This is a genomic window from Candidatus Berkiella aquae, assembly GCF_001431295.2.
Lineage (GTDB): Bacteria > Pseudomonadota > Gammaproteobacteria > Berkiellales > Berkiellaceae > Berkiella > Berkiella aquae.
Window position 1 is genome coordinate 2,812,093 of record NZ_LKAJ02000001.1, and the last position, 21,448, is coordinate 2,833,540.

At 38.7% G+C, this 21,448-nt stretch carries 22 protein-coding genes and 1 tRNA gene; 3 read left to right on the plus strand and 20 right to left on the minus strand.

All coding sequences use genetic code 11. The features are described from left to right. Positions 1-169 precede the first annotated feature (169 nt). The 3 genes from HT99x_RS12280 to HT99x_RS12290 form a co-directional block, all read right to left on the minus strand. Positions 170-724: a hypothetical protein gene (locus tag HT99x_RS12280; RefSeq protein WP_075067040.1), complete on the minus strand. Its 555-nt coding sequence runs from the start codon at positions 722-724 to the stop codon at positions 170-172. Next, on the minus strand, positions 721-1,881 hold the full coding sequence (locus HT99x_RS12285; RefSeq protein ID WP_075067039.1) for a serine hydrolase: 1,161 nt from the start codon (positions 1,879-1,881) through the stop codon (positions 721-723). Before HT99x_RS12285 ends, HT99x_RS12280 begins: the two co-directional genes overlap by 4 nt. Positions 1,882-1,967: 86 nt before the next feature. Then, on the minus strand, positions 1,968-2,603 hold the full coding sequence (locus HT99x_RS12290; protein ID WP_075067038.1) for a universal stress protein: 636 nt from the start codon (positions 2,601-2,603) through the stop codon (positions 1,968-1,970). A gap of 85 nt (positions 2,604-2,688) precedes the next feature. On the opposite strand from HT99x_RS12290, the gene HT99x_RS12295 reads away from it, so the two are divergent. Then, positions 2,689-3,273 carry a hypothetical protein gene (locus tag HT99x_RS12295; protein ID WP_075067037.1) on the plus strand — a complete coding sequence of 195 codons (585 nt, stop codon included), beginning with the start codon at positions 2,689-2,691 and terminating at the stop codon, positions 3,271-3,273. Positions 3,274-3,277: 4 nt separating this feature from the next. Here the strand turns inward: HT99x_RS12295 and HT99x_RS12300 are convergent, their stop codons facing one another. Together HT99x_RS12300 and HT99x_RS12305 are read right to left on the minus strand one after the other, a co-directional pair. Further along, the gene (locus tag HT99x_RS12300; RefSeq protein ID WP_075067036.1) at positions 3,278-4,144 is read right to left on the minus strand and encodes an ankyrin repeat domain-containing protein; all 867 of its coding nucleotides are present in this window, start codon (positions 4,142-4,144) and stop codon (positions 3,278-3,280) included. 139 nt (positions 4,145-4,283) lie between these two features. After that, entirely contained in the window at positions 4,284-6,692 is a 2,409-nt protein-coding gene (locus tag HT99x_RS12305; protein WP_075067035.1) for an ankyrin repeat domain-containing protein, read from the minus strand. 298 nt (positions 6,693-6,990) lie between these two features. Between HT99x_RS12305 and HT99x_RS12310 the strand changes: the two genes are divergently transcribed. Continuing rightward, positions 6,991-9,543, plus strand: coding sequence for an ankyrin repeat domain-containing protein (locus HT99x_RS12310; protein ID WP_075067034.1), 2,553 nt, complete (start codon positions 6,991-6,993; stop codon positions 9,541-9,543). Positions 9,544-9,553: 10 nt separating this feature from the next. Here the strand turns inward: HT99x_RS12310 and arfB are convergent, their stop codons facing one another. From arfB to HT99x_RS12365, 12 genes are all read right to left on the minus strand, one after another. After that, positions 9,554-9,961 carry an alternative ribosome rescue aminoacyl-tRNA hydrolase ArfB gene (gene arfB / locus HT99x_RS12315; RefSeq protein ID WP_075067033.1) on the minus strand — a complete coding sequence of 136 codons (408 nt, stop codon included), beginning with the start codon at positions 9,959-9,961 and terminating at the stop codon, positions 9,554-9,556. A gap of 2 nt (positions 9,962-9,963) precedes the next feature. After that, positions 9,964-11,037: an NAD(P)-binding domain-containing protein gene (locus HT99x_RS12320; RefSeq protein WP_075067032.1), complete on the minus strand. Its 1,074-nt coding sequence runs from the start codon at positions 11,035-11,037 to the stop codon at positions 9,964-9,966. A gap of 27 nt (positions 11,038-11,064) precedes the next feature. Further along, the gene (locus tag HT99x_RS12325) at positions 11,065-11,703 is read right to left on the minus strand and encodes an HAD-IA family hydrolase (RefSeq protein WP_075067031.1); all 639 of its coding nucleotides are present in this window, start codon (positions 11,701-11,703) and stop codon (positions 11,065-11,067) included. Positions 11,704-11,792: 89 nt separating this feature from the next. Continuing rightward, positions 11,793-11,869, minus strand: a tRNA-Arg gene (locus HT99x_RS12330). Between the two features lie 286 nt (positions 11,870-12,155). Further along, on the minus strand, positions 12,156-12,563 hold the full coding sequence (locus HT99x_RS15980; RefSeq protein ID WP_075067030.1) for a DUF805 domain-containing protein: 408 nt from the start codon (positions 12,561-12,563) through the stop codon (positions 12,156-12,158). 165 nt (positions 12,564-12,728) lie between these two features. After that, positions 12,729-14,117, minus strand: a complete 1,389-nt coding sequence (locus tag HT99x_RS12335; RefSeq protein WP_075067029.1) for a hypothetical protein — start codon at positions 14,115-14,117, stop codon at positions 12,729-12,731. A gap of 144 nt (positions 14,118-14,261) precedes the next feature. Then, a complete protein-coding gene (locus tag HT99x_RS12340) occupies positions 14,262-15,170 on the minus strand; it encodes an efflux RND transporter periplasmic adaptor subunit (RefSeq protein WP_075067028.1) in 909 nt (302 codons plus the stop codon). Next, positions 15,160-15,867 (minus strand): ATP-binding cassette domain-containing protein, encoded by a 708-nt coding sequence (locus HT99x_RS12345; protein ID WP_075067027.1) that lies wholly within the window; start codon positions 15,865-15,867, stop codon positions 15,160-15,162. The genes HT99x_RS12340 and HT99x_RS12345 overlap by 11 nt, the downstream gene beginning before the upstream one ends. Continuing rightward, positions 15,868-17,007: an FtsX-like permease family protein gene (locus tag HT99x_RS12350; RefSeq protein ID WP_075067026.1), complete on the minus strand. Its 1,140-nt coding sequence runs from the start codon at positions 17,005-17,007 to the stop codon at positions 15,868-15,870. Positions 17,008-17,018: 11 nt separating this feature from the next. Next, positions 17,019-17,243: a DUF2798 domain-containing protein gene (locus HT99x_RS12355; RefSeq protein WP_075067025.1), complete on the minus strand. Its 225-nt coding sequence runs from the start codon at positions 17,241-17,243 to the stop codon at positions 17,019-17,021. Between the two features lie 549 nt (positions 17,244-17,792). Continuing rightward, positions 17,793-18,083, minus strand: a complete 291-nt coding sequence (locus HT99x_RS12360; protein ID WP_259567016.1) for an SDR family oxidoreductase — start codon at positions 18,081-18,083, stop codon at positions 17,793-17,795. 24 nt (positions 18,084-18,107) lie between these two features. After that, positions 18,108-18,449 (minus strand): DMT family protein, encoded by a 342-nt coding sequence (locus HT99x_RS12365; protein WP_075067023.1) that lies wholly within the window; start codon positions 18,447-18,449, stop codon positions 18,108-18,110. Between the two features lie 204 nt (positions 18,450-18,653). Here HT99x_RS12365 and HT99x_RS12370 point away from each other — a divergent pair, with 204 nt between their 5' ends. After that, on the plus strand, positions 18,654-19,583 hold the full coding sequence (locus HT99x_RS12370; RefSeq protein WP_075067022.1) for an alpha/beta hydrolase fold domain-containing protein: 930 nt from the start codon (positions 18,654-18,656) through the stop codon (positions 19,581-19,583). Positions 19,584-19,588: 5 nt separating this feature from the next. On the opposite strand, the gene HT99x_RS12375 is transcribed toward HT99x_RS12370, so the two are convergent. The 3 genes from HT99x_RS12375 to HT99x_RS12385 form a co-directional block, all read right to left on the minus strand. Continuing rightward, a complete protein-coding gene (locus HT99x_RS12375; RefSeq protein ID WP_075067021.1) occupies positions 19,589-20,203 on the minus strand; it encodes a L,D-transpeptidase family protein in 615 nt (204 codons plus the stop codon). 78 nt (positions 20,204-20,281) lie between these two features. Next, complete coding sequence (locus HT99x_RS12380; protein ID WP_075067020.1) at positions 20,282-20,608, minus strand: TfoX/Sxy family protein; 327 nt, start codon at positions 20,606-20,608, stop codon at positions 20,282-20,284. A gap of 28 nt (positions 20,609-20,636) precedes the next feature. Continuing rightward, a complete protein-coding gene (locus HT99x_RS12385; RefSeq protein ID WP_075067019.1) occupies positions 20,637-21,317 on the minus strand; it encodes a DUF2490 domain-containing protein in 681 nt (226 codons plus the stop codon). Positions 21,318-21,448: the final 131 nt, after the last annotated feature.

Consider the following 21,448-nt stretch of genomic DNA (forward strand, 5'->3'; position numbering starts at 1 on the left):
CTCTTTGATTAAAAGGGGCAGCTCGCTTTTAAAGCGAGCGGGAGATTTTTATCTTCATAAATATAAATGAGGAAGCAGAAAGATAGCCCCCTTTGATTAAAAGGGGGCAGCTCGCTTTTAAAGCGAGCGGGGGATTTTTTATCTTCATAAACAAATGAGGAAGCGTTTTTTATTTGATGATTTTAGCCATGAACAGTCCGGCCAAATACCACGCAATTACAACATCAGCAATATTCACCAAAGTCGCCGTGGTTGGAAACGCCCACCAATTCCAATTGGAGAGTTGAACTAAAACAGCTCCTGCGGTCACAGCAAAGGTGACAAACCAAGCGCGCCCAATAAGCGAGGTAGCTTTACAGTAACCCAGCAAAATAGCAGCAATGAAGGCAACGCCTAGGCCGATCAAAAACTGAACGGCTAAAGCTAATTTCATATCCCATTTTACGCCTTCTGGTTTTACCACCATGTAAGCAAAGGGGCCTTGTTGCGCTTTGGCAATCCACTCTTTTTCTTTTTCCGGATCTTTAGCCGTTTTAGGATCGCAATAAGGGATCATATATAACCCATGGCCATCGCTTTGCGTTTTCAATGCTTCTGCAACTACCTTGCCTTCTTCTTTAAAGGTTTTGATATCCCAATTGTGCCAAGGAAAAACCATCCAAGAAAGACCTGACCAAATAAAAACAACGGTCGCCCCTACCAAAGCGGCAATCACTTTTCTCATGATGAAGCTCCTTTTGCACGTGCATTTAAGTAAAGATCGAAAAAGTTTAAAGCTATGGTTGAAGCATGTTTCTTTTCAGCATTGGTTAAAATAATAATGCCCACATCATCTTCAACATAGCCCATAAAATTACGAAACCCTTTTAAATGACCTTGGTGGTAAATCACTTTTTTGTTGCCATAATTCATTGAATGCCAACCTAAGCCATAATTGGTGTTGGTGACTTTGCCTTTTTTAGCTTGCCAAACAATCACCGCTTTGGGATTTTTAACAAAAGGTTGGGTTAATTGCGCTAAGGTTGATTTTGAGACAATGGTTGAGGGTTTGCCTAAATACAATTGTAAAAAAGGAGCCAGATCTTGCACCGAGGCATTAATACCACCTGCTGCAGGAAATGCATAATAACTAGTGGAATACTTTTGTGCGGGCATGTATTTGCCACGACCATTGGGAATATGAGGATAGGCTTTGTCCGAGGCAATCAGCATTGACTCATACCCTAAGCTTGCATGTTGCATGCCAAGCGGTGTAAATAATTCTTTGTGAATAACGGTATCTAGCCGTTTTCCACAAGCGCTATTCACCACATCTTCAACCACGCCATACATCGCATTATGGTAAACGAAATTTTTGCCAGGTTGTGCAACCGCTGGCGTCTTTTGCAATTTTTCCACAATATTTTGGCGAGGTGCAAACGCTTCGATGCGTTCATTAAAGCCATTATTAGGCACCCCTGTGCTATGGCTCATTAAATGACATATTTTAACGGGTTGTTTGGCATTGCTGACTTTAAAATGTGGAACATATTGATTCACAGGATCTTGCAGTGATAATTTTCCTTGCTCTTGCAAAATAGCTAATAAAGTCGCATGAACCGGTTTCGATAATGAGCCAATTTGAAATAAGGTCGTCGGCGTTACTTTATCGGCTTGCCCTACCTTTTTCACGCCAAATCCTTTCATATAGTAAATCTTGTCTTTAGAGACAATTGCCACTGCGACACCTGGGATGTTATTGGCTTTCATCGTTTGTGCAATATTTTTTTCAAGTGTGGGCAGGATATCAGAAACGGTTTTATCAGCCGATTGGGTTGCTGATGCAAGAAAGGAGCAAAGTAATGTTCCAAATACAAAAAGTTTACTGGTTAACTTAACCACATGAGTCCCTATTTATTCTATTATTATTCAAAGCTTCCTAGCCTTATTGTTGAAGATAAGCCAAAAAAACTAGGAAGGAAAGAGCATTATTCTGTATCTTGTTTTTCATCTGCTTCGAGATCATCTTCAGACTTTCTTGTGCCACCTCGATAAGGTGAACCTGGCGGTCTTGGACTTAAACGAGGGCCTCGTTTAACCTCTTCACCAAAGCCACTTGAAAATCGTAAATTTTCCCACGTTTTTGGCGTTTGCCATGGATGTGCTTTTGGATTAGGGATAGTTTTTTCAATGATCGCTTTTAAGTGGGCAACTTGAACTATCAAGACATTGCAATGGGCGTAGGTAATGACATGATGTGCCGTTGAACCTAGACCATGTAAATACCCGCCAACCCCATGGCTACCAACAACAATCAAGTCACACTGCTGTTCTTTCGCAACACGAAGAATTTCCGCTTGGCCTTCACCTACCGTCAATATTTGCTGTGCTTCATCAATCTGCAAATGGCTACATAAATTACGTAAGCTTTTTTCTGCCAATCTTTGTTTTTGGTGAATGGCACTTTCTCTTTGCGAGAAATCCATTTTTTCTGTGGGTGGTGGTTCAACGACATGGTGCATAAGCTGCGTTGCCTGGCATAGCTTGGCAAGCGCCAAAGCTTGTTCTGCGATGTAAAAGCTTTGCGGACCTAAATCGGTCGCATAGATAATTTTTTTATACATATAACTAACCAAATTTAACGATCCGACTTGAATACTCGAGAATATATGTTAGTATTCTGCCAATGTTAAAAAGGTGCTTTTAGCTATGGCAAAACAAAAACAACCCAGAACGCGCTTACAGCAAAACACAGGCTGGGCGGCAACTTATTGGCGATGGATAAAATCCTTTTTTACCAATCAGTGGGAAATTTACCAACCCCAGGTCGCAACCTTTACGAATTACACTTCAGCGGCGGGTTCGGCAACTTCAACCTTTATGTTAACCATTGAAGTCATGCCGATTGCAATGGCCGTTATCACGGTTATTGCTGCTGCACCCGTGCTCAATTTTTTAGTGCCCGAGCTTCTCTTTAGCCCATTCTTTTATGTACCCGCTATTATAGGGATTTCTATTATGGCTGGATATATGAAGTATCAAGAATTAATGGAACGTGCAAAGCTTGATCGACAAATTCATCAAAATCAACTTATCAATGAGAAATTAGAACAAGCGGTTGCTTCTTTAGAAAAGGAGTTGGCTTTAACTCAGCGCGTTTTGCACAAGCATGTTAAGCCAAGAGATAAATCCAGAACGCTTTCAACTCAAGATCAAAAACGATCTGCCAATAAATTGAAAACCGTTCCGCAAAAAGAAACACGCCCGCGTCCCAAAAGACGCAAGCGTTATTAGTAATTTACTGATGAAAACCCAGTCCTCTCATTTTGGTTAAAAGAACATCAAACTCAATTTCTTGCTTGATAGCAATTGCCGCATCTATACGTGATTGCGCCACTTCTTCTTCAGCGCGAACCTGTTGTTCCTTATTTTCACGATAGTAAGTCACCGCTCCTTTAGTTTGTTCTAGCAATATCTCTGGTAAAAGATTAATTTGTTCATCCTCTAAGGCATCAAATGCTTGTATCGCTGCGGTTAAAAACAAGGAAGGCACTTTTTTTAGCAGCTTCATCATTTGCTGAAGCTGCTCAACTTGCAGAGGGTCATGCTCAAGCAGCAATGAAGTCTCTATGTGGTCATAGGCTTTCTTCGCTTCTTCATCACACAACTCAATGTTAACATCCGCAGCAATGAGTAGTTGAATCGCTTCAAGGTGCTTCCCTTTGGCGGCTTCATGCAATGGTGTGCTTTTTTGCAAATCTTTAACATCAACATCAATTTCTAAAGTTAAATAATGTTTTAAAAAAGGAAGAAGGTTAGCACCTGCAGCTTGATGTAATGGGGTTTTGCCTTCCCTGTTGCCCAAAGTACAAAGCGCTGGGTTATGTGAAGTTAAACAAACGGCCACTGCCAGATGTCCATGTTGTTGTGCCAAATGAAGCGCGCTATTGCCTTCTCTGGTTTTAAAATGGCTTTTAGCACCTTTGGTTAGAATGGCATTAACAACGCTTACCCATGGCTTTTGGCAAGCAAGGTGTAAGGGCATTTTCCCTTCTGACGTAATGAAATTAAGATTATCTAATGCTTGAATCGCAGTAAGCGCTTGTTCTTCGCTATCGCTATTTAATGCATCAATTAACATTCTTTGAGGAGCTGATAAAGTCATAGGAATACTCACGATTAGTTACAAAGATGACAAATTGTACTTTGCCATTCGTCGCGAGTAAAGTACCGCCCAGTTTATTATTTAGTTGATTAACTAAATAATAAACTGGTGAATAGGATGTATTATAAAGGAAAAATGTTTAACTAAACCACCAACCGCTTGCTTTAGGTTGTTGCGGTTCCGCAATTTTTACTTTGTCTTGATAAGCTACATCATGGTTTTCCATATCAAAGAAATCTTCAACCTTAAATTGACCACCATAGGGATATCTTTCAATATAGGCATCCGCAATCGCTTTAACAATAGCCGGCGCATGCGGATTAGCCATTAAATAATCCAAGGGTGTTAATCCATCGGCATCAGGGATATTTAAATTGGCATCAAGAAGCTTAGCCGTACCCAGTGATGACTTTAAAATAGCACAAATCGCTTTTTTAGAGTGCGCGTCGGCACCACCCAACTCCATCAAATAATGTAACGCTGTTTTACCTTGTTCATCAAAGGATACTGCATCATAAAATCTTAAAAGCTTTTTCCCAAAATCGTTAGCGACTTTTTCAAAATTCCCTACTTGAATGTCGGCGATAAGATCTCGTTGCTGTCTTGTCATTGATACTAACTTGTCATTTAAATGATAGCGTTTAAAAATATTAAGCAGTAACAACTCACCCTTAGTATGCGTCTTCAATGTTAGACTTTCACCATGGGTTTTTAAGGTGTCAATCAGATGAGGATTTTGAATATGAGATTTTAGTACTTCATCATCATCATGTAATGCCATCGCCATGATTTTCGCCACATGGGGTACTTTATCCTTCGAGCGAGTCTGTAAACAATAAATAGCTGCATCATTAACGGTTTGTAGCTTATCTAAATAGTGATTGAGTGGTCCATTAGAGACTAATGCAAAATCCGGTCTATATTGCAGGTTCAATGTCGTCGCATGAACTAAATCACTTCCTAATTCCGTCAGCAATTGAATTTGATTAAATAAGGTGGTGTCATTAGGCGCTTGATTTACTTCTTTCACCAATTCTTTAACAATAACATTCAATTTTTCAATTTGTGACAAAGCAACGTGCATCATTTCAGAATCAAAATCTTTTGAGGTAATCAACTTTTGTTGTAACTCTAGAAGATTATGGCAAAAATCGCGCATATCGGAAGAGAAGTGAGCTGAAATATGACTGTTCATTGTTTCTACATAGTTGAGATAGGCTTTTTTACCCGCACCAACCATACTCGTCACTCGACGGGCATCCATATCAGCAATTAACTCGGCAAGCTCTTCTGCTTGTTTCTCTAATGTGCTTGATTGTAATACCACCGGTACCTTAGCGGATTTATTAATGGTAGCAAGTACCTCTTTTAATGCTTGCTCACGTAATTGTTCTGGAATAGCATTAAATTGCTGGATAAAGGCTTCTTTACTACCTTGGATAATTTGCTTTTCAAGATTGGGCGTCAACGATAAATTCATCCATAACATGGTATACATTTTATTGAGCGTTGGTTCTGCCAATAAATAGCTTACATAATCTTTTCCATATTGCCCACTTGCTTGGTAATATTTTGAGGCGTGGTAGGGATCGGGCATTGTGGTCTTACTATTGACTCTGGCAACAGCAAAACGTTCACGTGCGCCTAAATCGATTCTCTTAATACCTTCAATATGGCCATTTTTATCTACAATAGCCATAAATTGGCCTACATGTAAACTTTCATCACCCGCAATCGCACTGCCCATAATACCTGCGGCTAATTGCCATTTGGGTTGTGTATTCAGAAAAGAAATATTATCAATAATCGCTTGGGGGTACCATCCTTCAAAACTCAATAAGGTTTTAGGATTACGTTTAATACCATAAACTAATTCATCCCAAGGTCTTGCTTTTGAGCCTTCAGAACCTATCACTCTATCTTGAATAGAGACAACCGAAGGAGATTGACTTCCTTCTTTGATGAGCGTGCCCACCGTTGCAAAATTAACACTGGAACCTAAGTTACCGGGTAAAATTCCCATATCGCGAATATAATAAGCGGTTCCTTCCATTAAGCAGGTTGCTACATCATCTTCTTTAATCAGTCTTTCTTTACCATCCGGTCCCATATAAAAATTGGCAAGCCCTGCCTGGCCTCGTCCTTGCAATGCTAAGGTTTCATTATATTGTTCACCAGAATCTTCATCAAACAGAACTTTACCGACTTGGGTGAAACGAGTGGGCAATTGGCTTTTGTTAATCAATGGTTGTTTAGCAAAAGAAATACCATATTTTCCTGCAAGTTCAGAGAGAGCTTGTTCCAAAGCATTTAATTTTAAACTCTGTAGGAGCGTTTGGATCGAATAGACTTTTTTCCCATTGATGATACATTTGACATTAAATGTTAATTGCGAAGGATTCTCTACCGTGCGCGCCATGCTTTCAAGATCGAGTAACAGCTTTTTTACCGCGGCTGTTGTCACTTTTCTTTCTGTGATTGCATTATTAAAAAATTCAGTAAACGCTTCTTGTATTTGAGGTTGTAAATCTTTAGCACCATATAACATCGTTATCACCCTTTTTATTAAGTAATGAAGGTTTTGAACTTAGAGTTCCTACACGGAATAAAGTTCCTCTTCTGTGTATCTGCAATTAGGAATTGCTATTTGCTTTTTCAGAACTAGGCTAACATAGCCAATAAGATAATTTCTTATAAAAACGATGAACTCGATGACATTCTCGATAAAACGGTACTCTCTTCAGTAACCCGTTGCAAATGGCAAGATTAAAATCCATTTTAAATTCGAAAATGGCGATAACATCATGTTAATATGAGCACTATTATTGGAACTTGGTATTGACAAAATGTTTGAAAAATTATTATCTACACTAAAAAAACGGTATAGAAATCCAACAATAGCCCTCAAAGTTATCAAGACATCTTTTAATGCCAATGATCCTCAACTGAAACAGATCATTGCTGAAGCAGACAAGCAATCCGCCTTAAGTGCCGATGTACTCTTTGCTGCTGCGAATAGTGGCTATCCTGCAATATTAACTTATCTCTTACGCACGGGTTTTAATGCAACTAAAACACTACCACCATGGGGTCATAATGTTTTGCATCATTGTGTTAGTAATGGCCTTAACGAGATGGTTGAGATTATTCTTCATAATGCACCATTAGAAATTCTTCATGCTCAAACACGAGAAGGTGCCACACCGTTATTTTTAGCAACGCAAAAAGGGGATATTAATCTTGTCAAGAAATTATTAGCGTTGGGTGCTAGCGTCAACACCAGTGATATTCATGGACTCACGCCCATCGGATTAGCATTAGTTTCAATGAACCCTGTGCTATTATCCCTTTTATTAGCGCATCCAACCAGCTGTGCAATTCCTGCTGATTTACCTGCATTAAATAGACTGTTATGGTCTATCAGTCAGCAAAAACCCAACGCAAATCGTATTCGATGCTTAAATCTTTTTTTTGCAGCAGGGGCAGGTTTAGCACCGGATTATATTCCTGATGAAATTTTAGCTCTATATAGTATTAAGCGAAGCGATATAAAAGACTTCCTGCTGATTGGTCAAGAAACTTTATCTTCAGGAGAAACCAAAAAAAGAATCATTGTTTCTCAAGAAAATTTTGCCAACCACTATCATCAATCCGAGTGGCATTTTGAAACAGAACAAATCGTTCGAACTTTCCTGCATCCAAAACTGCATGCTGAGCCCCTCCTTTTGTCATTACGTGATTTGCTTGCAACAGAGATAGCTGGCACTAGCATTCCTCAAGTCACTTTTTCCCTTGCAAAGGCACAATTTGAACCTCCTTATGTTCTCAAGCAGTTATCCTTTGAAGAACTTGAACATCGTTTCCAATCTGAATTGACATTGTTGGACAATGCAACCCATTCTATTATGAGCATGCCCCAACAAGACCCTACAGATACACGCTTTATGGCGTTAACTATTTGTGCTTTACAAAGTACGCATGAACTGGTTAGTCTGAGTCAATTCATGCGTTCTACATACCAAACCGTCTTTCAGCGATTTAATATCTTCATTAGCGTATTAATGCCAACCATTCAGAAAACTGCTCCCCTTGATGCTTTGCCTATTCTGAATATTTTAGATGAAGAAATTGCATGGATCCTTAAGCTTCATGCTGATAACTTTAAAGTTTCAGATCAGAACCTTTATAATTCCCTTATTGACGCAAGAGCCTTAGTCTGCGCAAGAATCACACGTGCTTATCTTGCGATGGGGCAGCATGATGTGGCAATTAACCTGGCACTGGAAACCATGGCATTAAATGATCAAATGCTAATAGATAATACGGCATTACAAGCCAGTGCAGATGTCACTAAAGCCATGTGTCTAGCCAGTGCTACCGAAGTCTATATTGCACAGGGATGGATGAATAAAGCACATAAGCAAACAGTCCAGGCATTACAATTACTCCGTCAAGGTGGACTCTATGAAGAACTCAGTATTCAACAAGCAGAATATTTAGCTAAATTATTAGCAACCAACAACCGTATCGGTAGCGCGCTTGCATTACTGACGCATGCTATTGATTATCTACAAAGTCTGTTTTTGCTAACCCAAGAACAAGCACTTGTTGTTGCTGCTAAAATTCCCGAATTGAAGAAACTTCATGCTGATATCACGCAAATGCATTTTTTCGATTGTGTTGACTTTATCAAAAAAGAACTAGGTCCAACCTGCGACGTCAACACGAATGATGATACGAATGAGATTTATTTAACCGTTAATATTCCTATTTTTGTTCCCCATCTTCAAACACCCTATTTTGACTTTTTAGAGAATAATGCACATTTTCAACAAATTACGACTACTCAGTTGATGATCAATCAATCCGCACTTTATTTGAAAGCATTTAGGTCAACAATAACGGCTTTCGCCAATGTTTTAACAATGACAGTGCCAACCTCTATTGACACAATGGCTGGCTTAATCGCCAAGCTTGAGCTAACACCTCATGAGGAAACTTATGGATTTGAAAAGCCTTTAGGTTTTACACCGATTGTCCCTATCACCTCGAGACGTTTGCCTAATGAAACCTTGTTTATTACCATGCCAGAAGATTCAGAAGCCTTTGCGCCTTTTTACAAATTGATCCGCAATACCGACAAGTCAGTTTATTTTCCTGTCGCTGCTATTGCAGAGAAAGGTCTTAATCAACACGGTATAAAATTAGGCACTAAAACGGTATCTGAGTTTGGGGTGATGCAAAAAGTGGCTTATGGTCGATTAAAAACAGGCGAGACAGAACGTGCCACCGGGATTGCTGAACAAACGATACCAGGCAAAGACGGTAAAGTTCGCAAACTCTATGTGATGCGCGAAGTTTATCCCAAAAAGAAGGAACAACGACGCCGTTATCAATAAAAAAAGGATTTTATATATCGGATAGAGGATTCTGGCGCCGAGTTGCTTTATTGCTACTGTGGCGCTTTTTCTTATCTAGGCGACGTGTTTGTGCAGCTTTACTGGGTTTAGTTGCTTTGCGCTTTTTAGGAACGACTTTGGCTTTTTCTACCCATTCCATTAATCTTGCCAACGCATCGTCTCTATTACGATTTTGGGTACGATAACGAATCGCTTTTATGACTAGATCGCCATTGGTAGTCAGCTTGTTTCCTAAAAGAGCTATTAATCGAGCTCGAACCGCCTCTGATAAAGAAGGGGATTCAAAAACATTAAAGCGTAATTGCACCCCTGTTGCGACTTTATTGACATTTTGCCCACCGGGGCCAGGTGAGCGAATATGGGACCATTTTAATTCGGTTGGATCAATTTGTTTCATAATTAGTATTTTGCGACAAATTTTCGGTGGTTTGCAACTGTTTGTGTTGCTTGGCATTTCATAATATCAGCAACAATTTTTTTAGCTTGCTCTGTCCCATGAGAGATAATTACCGTTTGTTCATTTTCTTTGGGGATCCCTGCAATATAGAGTCCAGGTATTTCACCAATACAATCAGACTTTGGCGTTAAACTTAAATCCACATAACGAAATAGATGATTTAATAACTGGAAGGAAGGTTGATAACCCGTCGCACAAATAATCACCCCATAGTCCTTGCAAACCATTTTCGCTATCTCACTTTCTTTTTCAAAGATAAGCGTATTATCGACAATATCTATTAATCGTCCTCGATTGAGTATCCCTGCCTCTTCTAAAAAGCCTAAAGTAGGCACAATCGTCTCATCGGATGACTCATAAAGGTGTTGATTAGCCGCTAAAATATGTTCCTGCGAAAAAGCACAAGCAAGTTCAACCATATATCCTTGGTTAAGCACATCGTAAGCAATACTTAAAGCACTTGCGCCACTGCCAACCACCAATACTTTTTTTGCTGGATCAAAATTAGCACAAGATTGATAGTCGCTACTATGCATTAACTGTGTTTGAGTTACCTTAGCTATTTTCGCCTCATCAATGGGATATTTGGGGTTTTGTCTTGGGCCAATGCAACAAATCACCTTGTCACAAAAATACGTAGCGCTATTCGTATCCACGATAAATTTATTTCCAAAACTTTTGCGGATACTCAGTACGCTACTTTTAAAACAAATAGGCAATGCGTGATAGGCTGCATACCATTCAAAAAAGGCAATCATTTCATCGCGTGATGGATGTTGATCTTGTCTTATGTAATCCCCTAGATTTACACCAGGCATCTCGACTTTTTTAGCAGGCATCGCCAATTTATAATTATTCCATAAGCGATGCCAACTGCTCGCAACAAGCTGTGTCTGCTCTAAAAGGATATGAGGAATATTTTGTTCCTTTAACAAATAGCTGGCTGCCAGTCCTGTGGGCCCAGCTCCGATAACGATGGTATGGATAGTGTGCGTGGGCTTAAACTGATGCAGCATAGACGGCTCTTAAAACGATTCCATAGATTAAGCAACCTTGATCAAGGCATCCTGAATTTCAATAAAATTATTGTAATATTGCACATGATGAACAATTTGATCAGGTCTTTGATCTTTAAACAAACCAAAGATGGGAATCATGGCCCGTTGTGCTGCCGTGATACCAGAAACAGAATCTTCAATGACTAAAGCTTCTTGAGGCTTGAGCCCCGTCAAAGCCAATGCATTTTGATAAGGCATGGGATCTGGTTTGTGTTTTACACAATCTTCATGACCAATAATAAATTGAAAATAATCGCTGATGCCTTCTACTGCTAATACAGGCTCAATAACACTTCGAGGGGAAGAAGACACAACACCCATAATACACTTTTGTGTCATATTTTCCAGAAACTGGTTTCGACCAGGCGCAGACTCAAATCCATGTTGCGTCATTTCTAAAAAAGTTAAGCGCTTATGTTCACAGATAGCCGCCGCATCTTCCTCGATATGAAATATTTCTTTAAACATCTGCGCTTGCTGGCTATCAGAAACCCCAACCAAGCTTTGAAAATCAATTAAATCGGGATCAACGCCATAACGAGGCAAAGCAAGTTGCCAAGCTTTAGTATGCGAACGCTCGCTAAAGACCAGGACGTCATCGAGATCAAAAAATATGGCTTTCATGATGAGATTTCTCTGAAGAAGCAGAAGACTTAGTTTATCAAACGGATGCAGATAAAAAAAACCACCCGAAGGGTGGCTGTTTTGTTATCTGGCGCGCCCGGAAAGATTCGAACTTCCGACCACCTGGTTCGTAGCCAGGTACTCTATCCAACTGAGCTACGGGCGCGAAGATGGGGCATTATCACGATATTGCCCCGCGCTGTCAATTGATTTTGCTCATCCGTATCTTTTTGATTTAGTTGACTATTTTATATCTATCGCATATGGATGATATCATGGGAAGCTAGAAGAGCGCTGAATTTGATGAGAACCTTTGATATTTAAAAAACATCCGTCTCGCCTTGAGCTTTGCCGGACAGGGTTCGCTTCCTTAATGCATCTACGCAACCCACCTTTGCTTAGCTACGACAAATCCCGAGCCAATCTCAAATATTTCACTACCCTTTCTTTGGTTAGATCTGATTCTTGTAATATATATTCGGAAAAAAGATACGAAGACTACTTGAGGTATGTAATGAAAGTGTAACTACAACTAGAAAAGTTAAATCAATGATAGGATATAAAAAAAGAATGAAAGCAAACGGCAAAATATACCATTCTGACAAATCGAGATCTCGAATTCTTTTCATTGCCAAACAAATCAGAGAATAAAATAGTGCTATAAAACATGCTAGTTTAAAACATATCATGAAGCCACAATATACAGGCCCATCTGTTGGAAAAAATATTGAAAGACAGTCATTTAAACACATGGGTAAAATAACAAAAACAACTAAATTTACCAGAATGCCCAGATTAAACTCTAATCTGCTTATTTTTCCTTTGAAAGAAAAAAAGGTATTTTTTAGATATACAGACATAAATGACTCACTACCCAGTTAAATTTAAAGCCACAAAGGTGTTAGTTAAACAAGTTAACAATATCAGGCTTCATTTTATCGAGTTTTAGCCGTATGTCAAAGAATTTAAAAAATACCCTAATATTTATTAGTATTTTTCGTCGATATACCCGCCTCTTTTTTAGCTCAATCCCTCTTTTTATGTTTCACGGCTGGTTCTTGGGGGGCCACTGCATTACGAATGGTTTTGATAAAATCTTTAAACTCTTGTTTATTGACGGAGACTCTCTGATTAGCGGCTTTTTCGGTTTTATCTAGAATGGCCTCTATTTCTTTCATTCCCTCTTTAGAATTGACAATTCCTGCATCTACTTTTGCCTTCAAAACCGCCAATTCAGAACTTAACTGATTGGACAATTCTAACTTGGTATCATGTTTAACATTAAAAGTGGATAAGACCTGTTTCTTTATCCCTTTATAGGTGGATTTAAGTGAACTTTGCTGTTTTACTTTATCAGCTTGAACTCTTTGATAGTCTTGGGCTATTTTAAGTATTTTATCCAATTCAACCAAGGTTTGCTTCTCTGTCTGGCGAGTACTTGGATGTGACCATGATACAACGGTTGGAATTTGTTCCCGTTTAAATAACCCTTTTGCAACCGCATTTTCGGCAACGCGCTTTGCTTCATCTCGAATAACCGTTTTATTAGGTCCTTCATAGGCTAAATATTTCCCCAGCATTTCTCTTTTAATTTGGGATATTTGCTGCTTCTGACTCGCCATATCAGCCTTACTTATCTCACTTTTAAAGTTTAACTTCTGCACTTTTGCATATTCTTCTTCATATTGTTGCAAGTCTCGCCAAATACTTTGTTCATATTCCACTAGTCCTGACGGCATTTCTTTTTTAACATAGGGTGTTTTAGCAACGACGGCAGGTGATGGCATTGCTTGTGCTGACCACGAAACCCCGGCGGCTTGCGATAATATTTTTGCATTATCGACAATATCAAGTTGATATCGATAGGTTCTATCTAGTGTTTTGTCGGTAATATCTATCTGAACATCTTTATATAAACTCACTACTTCTGAAATCAGTTTTTGATAAGGATTATCTTGGACTGCTATTTGATGAACCTTTTTAACATCTGAAATAGATTTTACCCCTTTGCCTAATGCTTCTAGATCGTTATTGAGGATTCTAAGCTCTCCTACTCGTCTGTCTAAGGCTTCTTGTTGTGTGGATGTCAATTGCTTATATCCTGGTTCATTCCTAAGATTATCTAGCAAATCACTGAGCGATCCATTAAAGATAATAACTTCATCTTCTGGCAGCGTATTTTTAACAACGAGGTTTAATTGAGAAAGAGCGTTATTCGCTAAATCACGATATTTTTTATTAGCAGTGGTTTGGATGGCAAGTTCGCGTAATGCTTTAATAAAAGTTGCTTCTGAATTTGCATAATACACCGCTTGAATATCAGGAATTTCTTCGCCCTTTTGACTAATGCTCTCTTCCCATTCATCAATAAATGGCTTTTGTAAATCATTCCAAGATGGACCTTTGGCGCTCATGTTTTTATCCTCTTATTTAACTCTCATTTTAATAATTCGACTATTTCTCTAATATAAAGTTCAGAGAATATTTCTGTGATTTAGACCAGCAAGAAATAAGCTACCTTTAAAATAAGAGAATAAAACATGAGCTTTATTGACATGTTAAGAAGTAATGGACGGAGGTGCAATATACACATCCATTTGTTGCCCAGGGTATGCCAAAAGCTGTTGCTTATCAAAGGCATAAATTACTTCGAGAATGCGCGTGTCAATTCGTTCATGACTCTCACCTGTCAAGGTTCGTTTCGCTTTGATCATCGGCTCAACACGCACAAAGGTTAACGGAACCATGTTACTGCCATCACTACGTAAAGCGCCTTTAGCACTCGCATGCTGCTGTAAACGCTGTGCATCGCTTTCATCAATTTCAACACGCACATGAAGTTTAGAGGTATCACCTATCACAATAAATCCTTCATTTAATTTTCCTTCGCTAGCATATTCGCCAACTCGAATGTTTAAGCGTAGGATCTCACCTGAAATCGGCGCTGTTACGGTTAAGCGCGACAGCGAGGTCTGTAATTCATGTATAGAAGTTTCAGCTTCTTTAACAAAAGTACGAGCACGTTTAACAGCAAAACGCTTGTTTGATAATTCCTCTTCAGAAATCGCATTAGAATTTGAAATTTTTTCATAAAAAGAAAGTTCCATTGATACATCCTCTAATGCACACTTCGCGGAGGCAAGCCTTGCATGGGCATTGTCAAGTTGAGCCTTCACACCTCGCTCATCTATGGTAAACAACGGTTCACCTTCTTTAACCTGCTGCCCTACCTTAACATGGATTTGCTGAACGACGCCTGAAATATGCGTACCGATATTAATCACTTCACTTTGAGGTTCAACAATGCCAATACCTGCAATCCGCTGTGATTGTTCATAAGATGCTGGTTCCATCATAGGTACGCCAGCCTCTCTGGTTGGATGATAAACTGCTTTAGCCGTCAATATAAGCATACTAGCAGCAATCATCGGTAAACCTATCGTTAATAGTTTATTTTTAATTTTCATTACCTTTCTCCACTAATTCTTCTTTAACAATAATGCCATCATTCATATGAATAATACGATCGGCAAATGAATAAATTCGGTTATCATGTGTCACAACAATGACAGCGCAATCAGGTTTAACCGCAATTTCTTGCAATGCTTCCATCACTTGATAGCCAGATTGCGCATCAAGGGCTGAGGTGGGCTCATCACAAAAAATCACTTTAGGATCATGCACAAGCGCCCTAGCAAATGCGACCCGCTGCTGCTGGCCTCCTGAAAGTTGATTGGGTTTTTTATTGGCATGCGAACTCATTCCAAATCGTGACAACGTTATTTTTGCTTTAACAACGGCATCATTAAAAACAATACCTGAAGCAAGTAAAGGGAGAGCAACATTTTCTGCCACCGTTAAGTGAGACAAGAGATTAAATTGTTGAAAGACAAGTCCTAAATGCGTTCGACGAAAAATCACATTTTGTTTATCTGTTAATGTATCAAGATCAATGTTGTTAATAATCACCTTACCTTGCGTTGGCCGCAAAATGCCAGTGAGAATCGAAAGTAAGGTTGTTTTACCACACCCACTTGGGCCAATAAGCATGGTTAATTCACCAAAGAAAATATTTAAACTCGCGCCGTTTAAAACACGTAACAAATTGCCATTCGATGAAAAATCTTTGACGATATTATATGAACTTAATGCGATGCTCATCATTTACCCCCTGAAAACAATAGCTGGATCAATCGTAAAAACCCGCCTAATACTAAAAATACTTGCTAAAAACACAATGACTAACACGGCAAATGCGGTTCCAAGAACGACTTGCCAATCTAAGGTAAATCCTCGAAGTGCCGGCACATTGGATGTTAATTCAAAAAAGAGCGCACACAAGCCTATTCCTAAGCTAAAACCAATAGAAGCGACAACCGAGGCTTGTAATAAAACCATCCGCAAAATTTGCCCATTGGTTACGCCGATTGCCTTTAGCGCACCGAACTGCTTAATATTCTCAATAATGAACAAATAGAAAGTTTGTCCAGTAATTGCAGCACCAATAATAAATCCTAACAGGACGGTAATTCCGAAATTTATCGGAATTCCGGTATGTTCCATATAATATTGGATACTACGGTGTTGAAAATCTTTTTTGGTTAATGCTTGTAAGTGCGTTCTATTTTCGATTTCTTTAGCCAAAGTCAAATCATTGATTTCCTCTTGAGCTTTTACCAGAATGAAACTCATTTGGTTGCCTTCACTTTTTGCTAATTGCTTAGCAATAGAATATCGAGTGTAAACGACAGGATTGGTTACAAAAGGAGGCGATGCTGCGCAAATCCCAACAATGGTAATACGTCGTTCATTGATTTCTAACGTTTTGCCAATCGATAATGCTTCATTTGGCCATAAGTATTTAAAACCATCTTGATCGATTATTATTGAATTAGGTTCTTTTAGATCTTCCCATTTTCCATAAAGCATTTGAGGCGGCTGGCCAATAAGCGTGCTATCATCCACGCCTAGTATAATGACATTTTGCATAGTGCCATCAACCGTTTGTGCCATCCCCATACCTTTAAAGAAAGGAACAGCCCATTTTACGCCATTGACGCTACGAACCCGCATGAGATCGCGATCGGGGAGTGATTTGATTTGATCGATATAATCAACCATAGGGTCCATGACCCAAATATCCGCTTCTGTCACATCCGTGATTTGGCTTGCAGTGCGTCCCAGCAGCCCCATAAAGATAGAAACTTGCTGTGACATCAACAGCGTTGCGAACATAATGCCAAATATTAGTCCAAGATATTTAGCGGTGTCGCCGGTTAATATTTTAAGTGCAACGTTGCGCATATTGGATTCCTTCAGCGAACCATTCTTCGAACAATTTTTGCGATGGCAGGAGATAACATGATGCTTAAACTAAATGCGATAAGATAAGCAATGATGAAAGCATTCATCCAAATCGATAAATAATTTGAAACGAAGCCTATGTTTAGGTAGGTCATGATACCCGACATCACCAATGCCATGCTTCCCGACATCAATAGGCCAAAGATTAATTTCTCTTTTTTTTCTTTACTTAACATTCTTCTATCTCCATGGGCAAGCAACCATATTGTCAACCATGTATGACAATATAATCTGCAAACCCCATATCGTCAACTATGGTTGACGATATTTTTGATGAGAACTTTACAAATAGAGCATGTGTATATACGTGTAACTATTATTTCTAAGAGACACATTTGGGGAATTGAGCAAAATGACTCTCTCGCCTGAACGACCTATTATTGTCATTGACGATTGTCGCAGGTGCGAATGTTTTTGCTTTATATAGTGATGGCAAACTGTTGAATAAATTTAAAATGCAGGGTCATACGATAAGCGCTCCGGCTATTTCCGCCGATAGAGTTTATGTCAACAGTCAAGATGGTCTATACACATTTTTCTTGATTTAAAGCAACATACTTTAAACAGTGACTTGTCTGGCGGTGTTTCTTCTCCTGCTATCAGTAGTGATGGAACCATTTATGTCATCGACCGAAACAAACAACTTTGGGCTTTTGGCACGTAATTATTTCTACAAACCTCATGGTTACTATATTTTACCTTAAATATACTCCATTATTTACATCTTAAGTGCTTCCTGTCATATTTTTAGATAAGTACGTAGCCAAAAATAGTACGGCATCGGAAATAGCATCGGCCTCAATTCCAGAAGGTAGTAATTCCTGTTTATGGTAGTGTGCCAGAATCGTTTCAGGAATTTTATCCATCATCGCTGTCTTTACAATGGCGAGAGCAATTGCATTAACACGAATATTTGCCGCTAGTGCAAATGCTAAAGACTTTGTTAAACCAATGATCATTTTTCTACAATGGCTTTTCCAATTCCACCTTGCGCTCCTGTTACAAGCGCTGTTAATTTATCTTGCATGATTCCCCTACTATTAGCGAAAAATGAAATAAACCGCCCCTACCATACAAAAACTTGCCCATAGGAAATTTAAAGAGATTGGCTGACGCATATAATAAATAGCAAAAGGGATAAAAATAGATAAAGTAATCACCTCTTGCAAGATCTTCAGCTGCGCTAAGCTCAGCCCAGCTTCATTAAAACCAATACGATTAGCTGGCACTTGGAAAATATACTCAAAAAAGGCAATGCCCCAACTTGCCAAAATAGCGACCCACAATACTTTGTTATTTAGGTTTCTAAGGTGCGCATACCAAGCAAAAGTCATAAACACATTAGAAGCACCTAACAAAAGCAACGTTTTCATTAAATTCATCGGTTGTATCTTAAAAATAATAATTTGTCTCACAGGGTTAATATTATTGATAATACCGTAAGAAATATCCAGTCTTCGATTGTCACATCGTGGCAAAAATGCAATGAACAAAGTCTATATTACAGTAACAGGATATAAAGTAATCCCAGAACACTTAATACGTTGCATTACAATCTTTCCCTTTAAGAATGATGTAGGAACGCTATGGCGATTGATAACAGCTTTATTGAATTCTTAAAAACATGCGCGCAGCAACCTGATCTCAGTGAGTTTACGCCTGTGCAAAATCGTGAACGTTTTAAAGCGAATACCAACGTGGTCTACAGCGAAGCATTAGCTCGCATTAAAACAGAAGATAAAGAGATTAAAGCGAATGATCATGCCATTCCAATCAGACATTATTATTTATCTGAGAAAAAAGCCCCCTGCCTTATCTGGTTCCATGGTGGTGGTTTTGTCATGGGCAGTATTGCAGGTTACGATTTGATTTGTCGAAAAATAGCCAACGCGGCAAATATATCCGTCATCTCGGTTGATTATCGATTAGCACCTGAACATAAATTCCCTGCTGCCATTGAAGATGCTTATATGGTGGTACATGAGGTCATCCAAAATGCCGAACTATTCAATGTTGATAAAAACAACATTTATGTCGGCGGGGCGAGCGTTGGCGCGACGCTTGCCACTGTCACGTGCTTAATAATGCGAGATCAAGGACATACAGGAACTATCAAACATCAATTGTTAATGATGCCGGTTATCAACGATGATTTTTCTACCCATTCATATCAACTCTATGGTGAAAATTATTTTTTAACGAAAAAATCAATGCAATATTTTATGAATCATTATATAAACAATGAATCTGATTTATTAAATCCTTATTGTTTGCCAGGAAAAGCTAAAAATTTACAGAGCTTACCTCCTGCGATGATTGTAACCGCAGAATGTGACCCTTTGCGTGATGCAGGGGAGCAATATGCTACCCGATTGAAAAATGAAGGGAACCAAGTTGATTATTATAATTATCCTGGTTTATTTCATGGCTTCACCTCGATGATACCAAGTAATGCCTTTGCGGAAAAATCATTTGATAAAATCATCACTGATTTTGCTCGTGTGATTATAAAATGATAACACTAGTAATGTACCACCACTTGAGTTAATCCTTCTTGCACAAAATCTTCATTTAACCATTGTGCATCTTCTGGCGCCATCCTAACGCAACCATGGCTCGCATTATAATTTGGCACTGCATTGGAACCATGCAATGCATACCCCCCATGAAAAAACATACAATAAGGCATCGGTGCCCCGCCTCGTCCCACAGGATAAATAGTTGATTTGCAGTCTTCTCCCCCTTTTCTAAAAATGGTGAAAGTTCCTGTCACTGTTTTACATTCTCTACCGATATCGGGACAGTAATCTTTTCCACCTGAAACACGCCCTGAGCGAATAAGTTCACCCGTTCCATCATAAGCAACCCATGTCAATTTTTTCAAATCGACTTCGATGGTATCTGACAGGTTCGTATTGGTATTTTTATGACTATCTCTATTATTATCATTTTCTGCAGATACCTTACGTTTATTCATGTTCGTTTGGATATTGCTAACAGGATAAGCTACGACAGAATTGGGAGAAATTTGTTCGCAAATAAAAGCTCCCGATTTACAAAAATCTGGCAACTCGTTGGCTGAAACAGTGGAGGCTATTGAGGGTAAGCAAATTAACAGAGCTATACTTTTATTCATGAAAGAACCCTTTACAGCTTATATCTGTACAAGTTCTTAGACAAAGAATAAGAAGTTAGGTTCTGCGTTTTTTAATAATTACTTTTTCTTTTTTGGCTTAGGCAAGGGTAATTCTGCTGCGGAGATTCTAATAAGCTCTGTTAACCAATCTGCATCTTCCCATTGATCACCCGAAATAAGAAAATAAGCTTTTGCACCTGGATAAGGCACCCCCTCAGTAATGTTACCAATAAATTGCTTACCAACTGCAGTTGGCTTAACAAACAACTCATCATCGCAAACTAAGGCAACGACTTTACCGTCACAATAAACTGCATATTCACCAAACATTTTACGCGCAGAGACGACACCAGCTTGCGCTACCTGCTCAAGTAAATAGTCTATCGTACTTTTTTTAGTTGCCATTTAGTTCTCTTTACTTTTTTGTATGTACTTATGGCAACTGAGTAACCAAACCAATATTAACAATGTTGCTCATGGAATCTGTTTTATTGAATTGATATTGATTCAAGTAGCCTATTTCAATAGAAGTGTGTTTTGCTAAAGGAACGCCAAAACCGATAAATCCTCGATTTTGCGAAAGAGAACACTCAGAGACCCATAAGGGATGATTTAAATTAAAAAACAGTTCATCTGAAACAATAATTGAAATGGGGTGGACAGGGAATACAAAAGTTAATTTTTCTCGTAAACGATTTGCCCACTGAGGTGTAGCCTCCTGTTTGCGTTGTTCCAATCGGGTACGACTTTTTACATTAAAATGCGACCCTTTAATGATTTCCCAATTAAGTTGCTGCCAAATACGATATTCATCAACGAAGTCGCCACTACTTTGTTTGCTGATGACGCCACTGTTGCCAATATAGAATGTTAAAGGCTTGGCTATTTTATAGCCTAATCCTGCATGCACTACCGCTTGTTCAAACTTATATTCATTATCGATAAAACGCAATTGTGGTTGCAGATAAAATCTTACTTTTGATCCATTGAAAATACCGCCACTTATCTCATAACTAGTCCACAGTTTGGCATGCTCTTCAACAGCGAAAACACTTTGCGAAAATAATAGAAGAATAAAGGATAGAAGGTAAACAACTAATTTCTTATGTAACATCTTAATCAATATCTTATTATAAAAATTCTAAATTATTTTAAAGGGTTTATTTGGCAATGTCTTGTTTAAATTCATACTCTATGATCATAGAATTTAGTTAATAACTTGATATTAACTTTAAATAAGTTTTC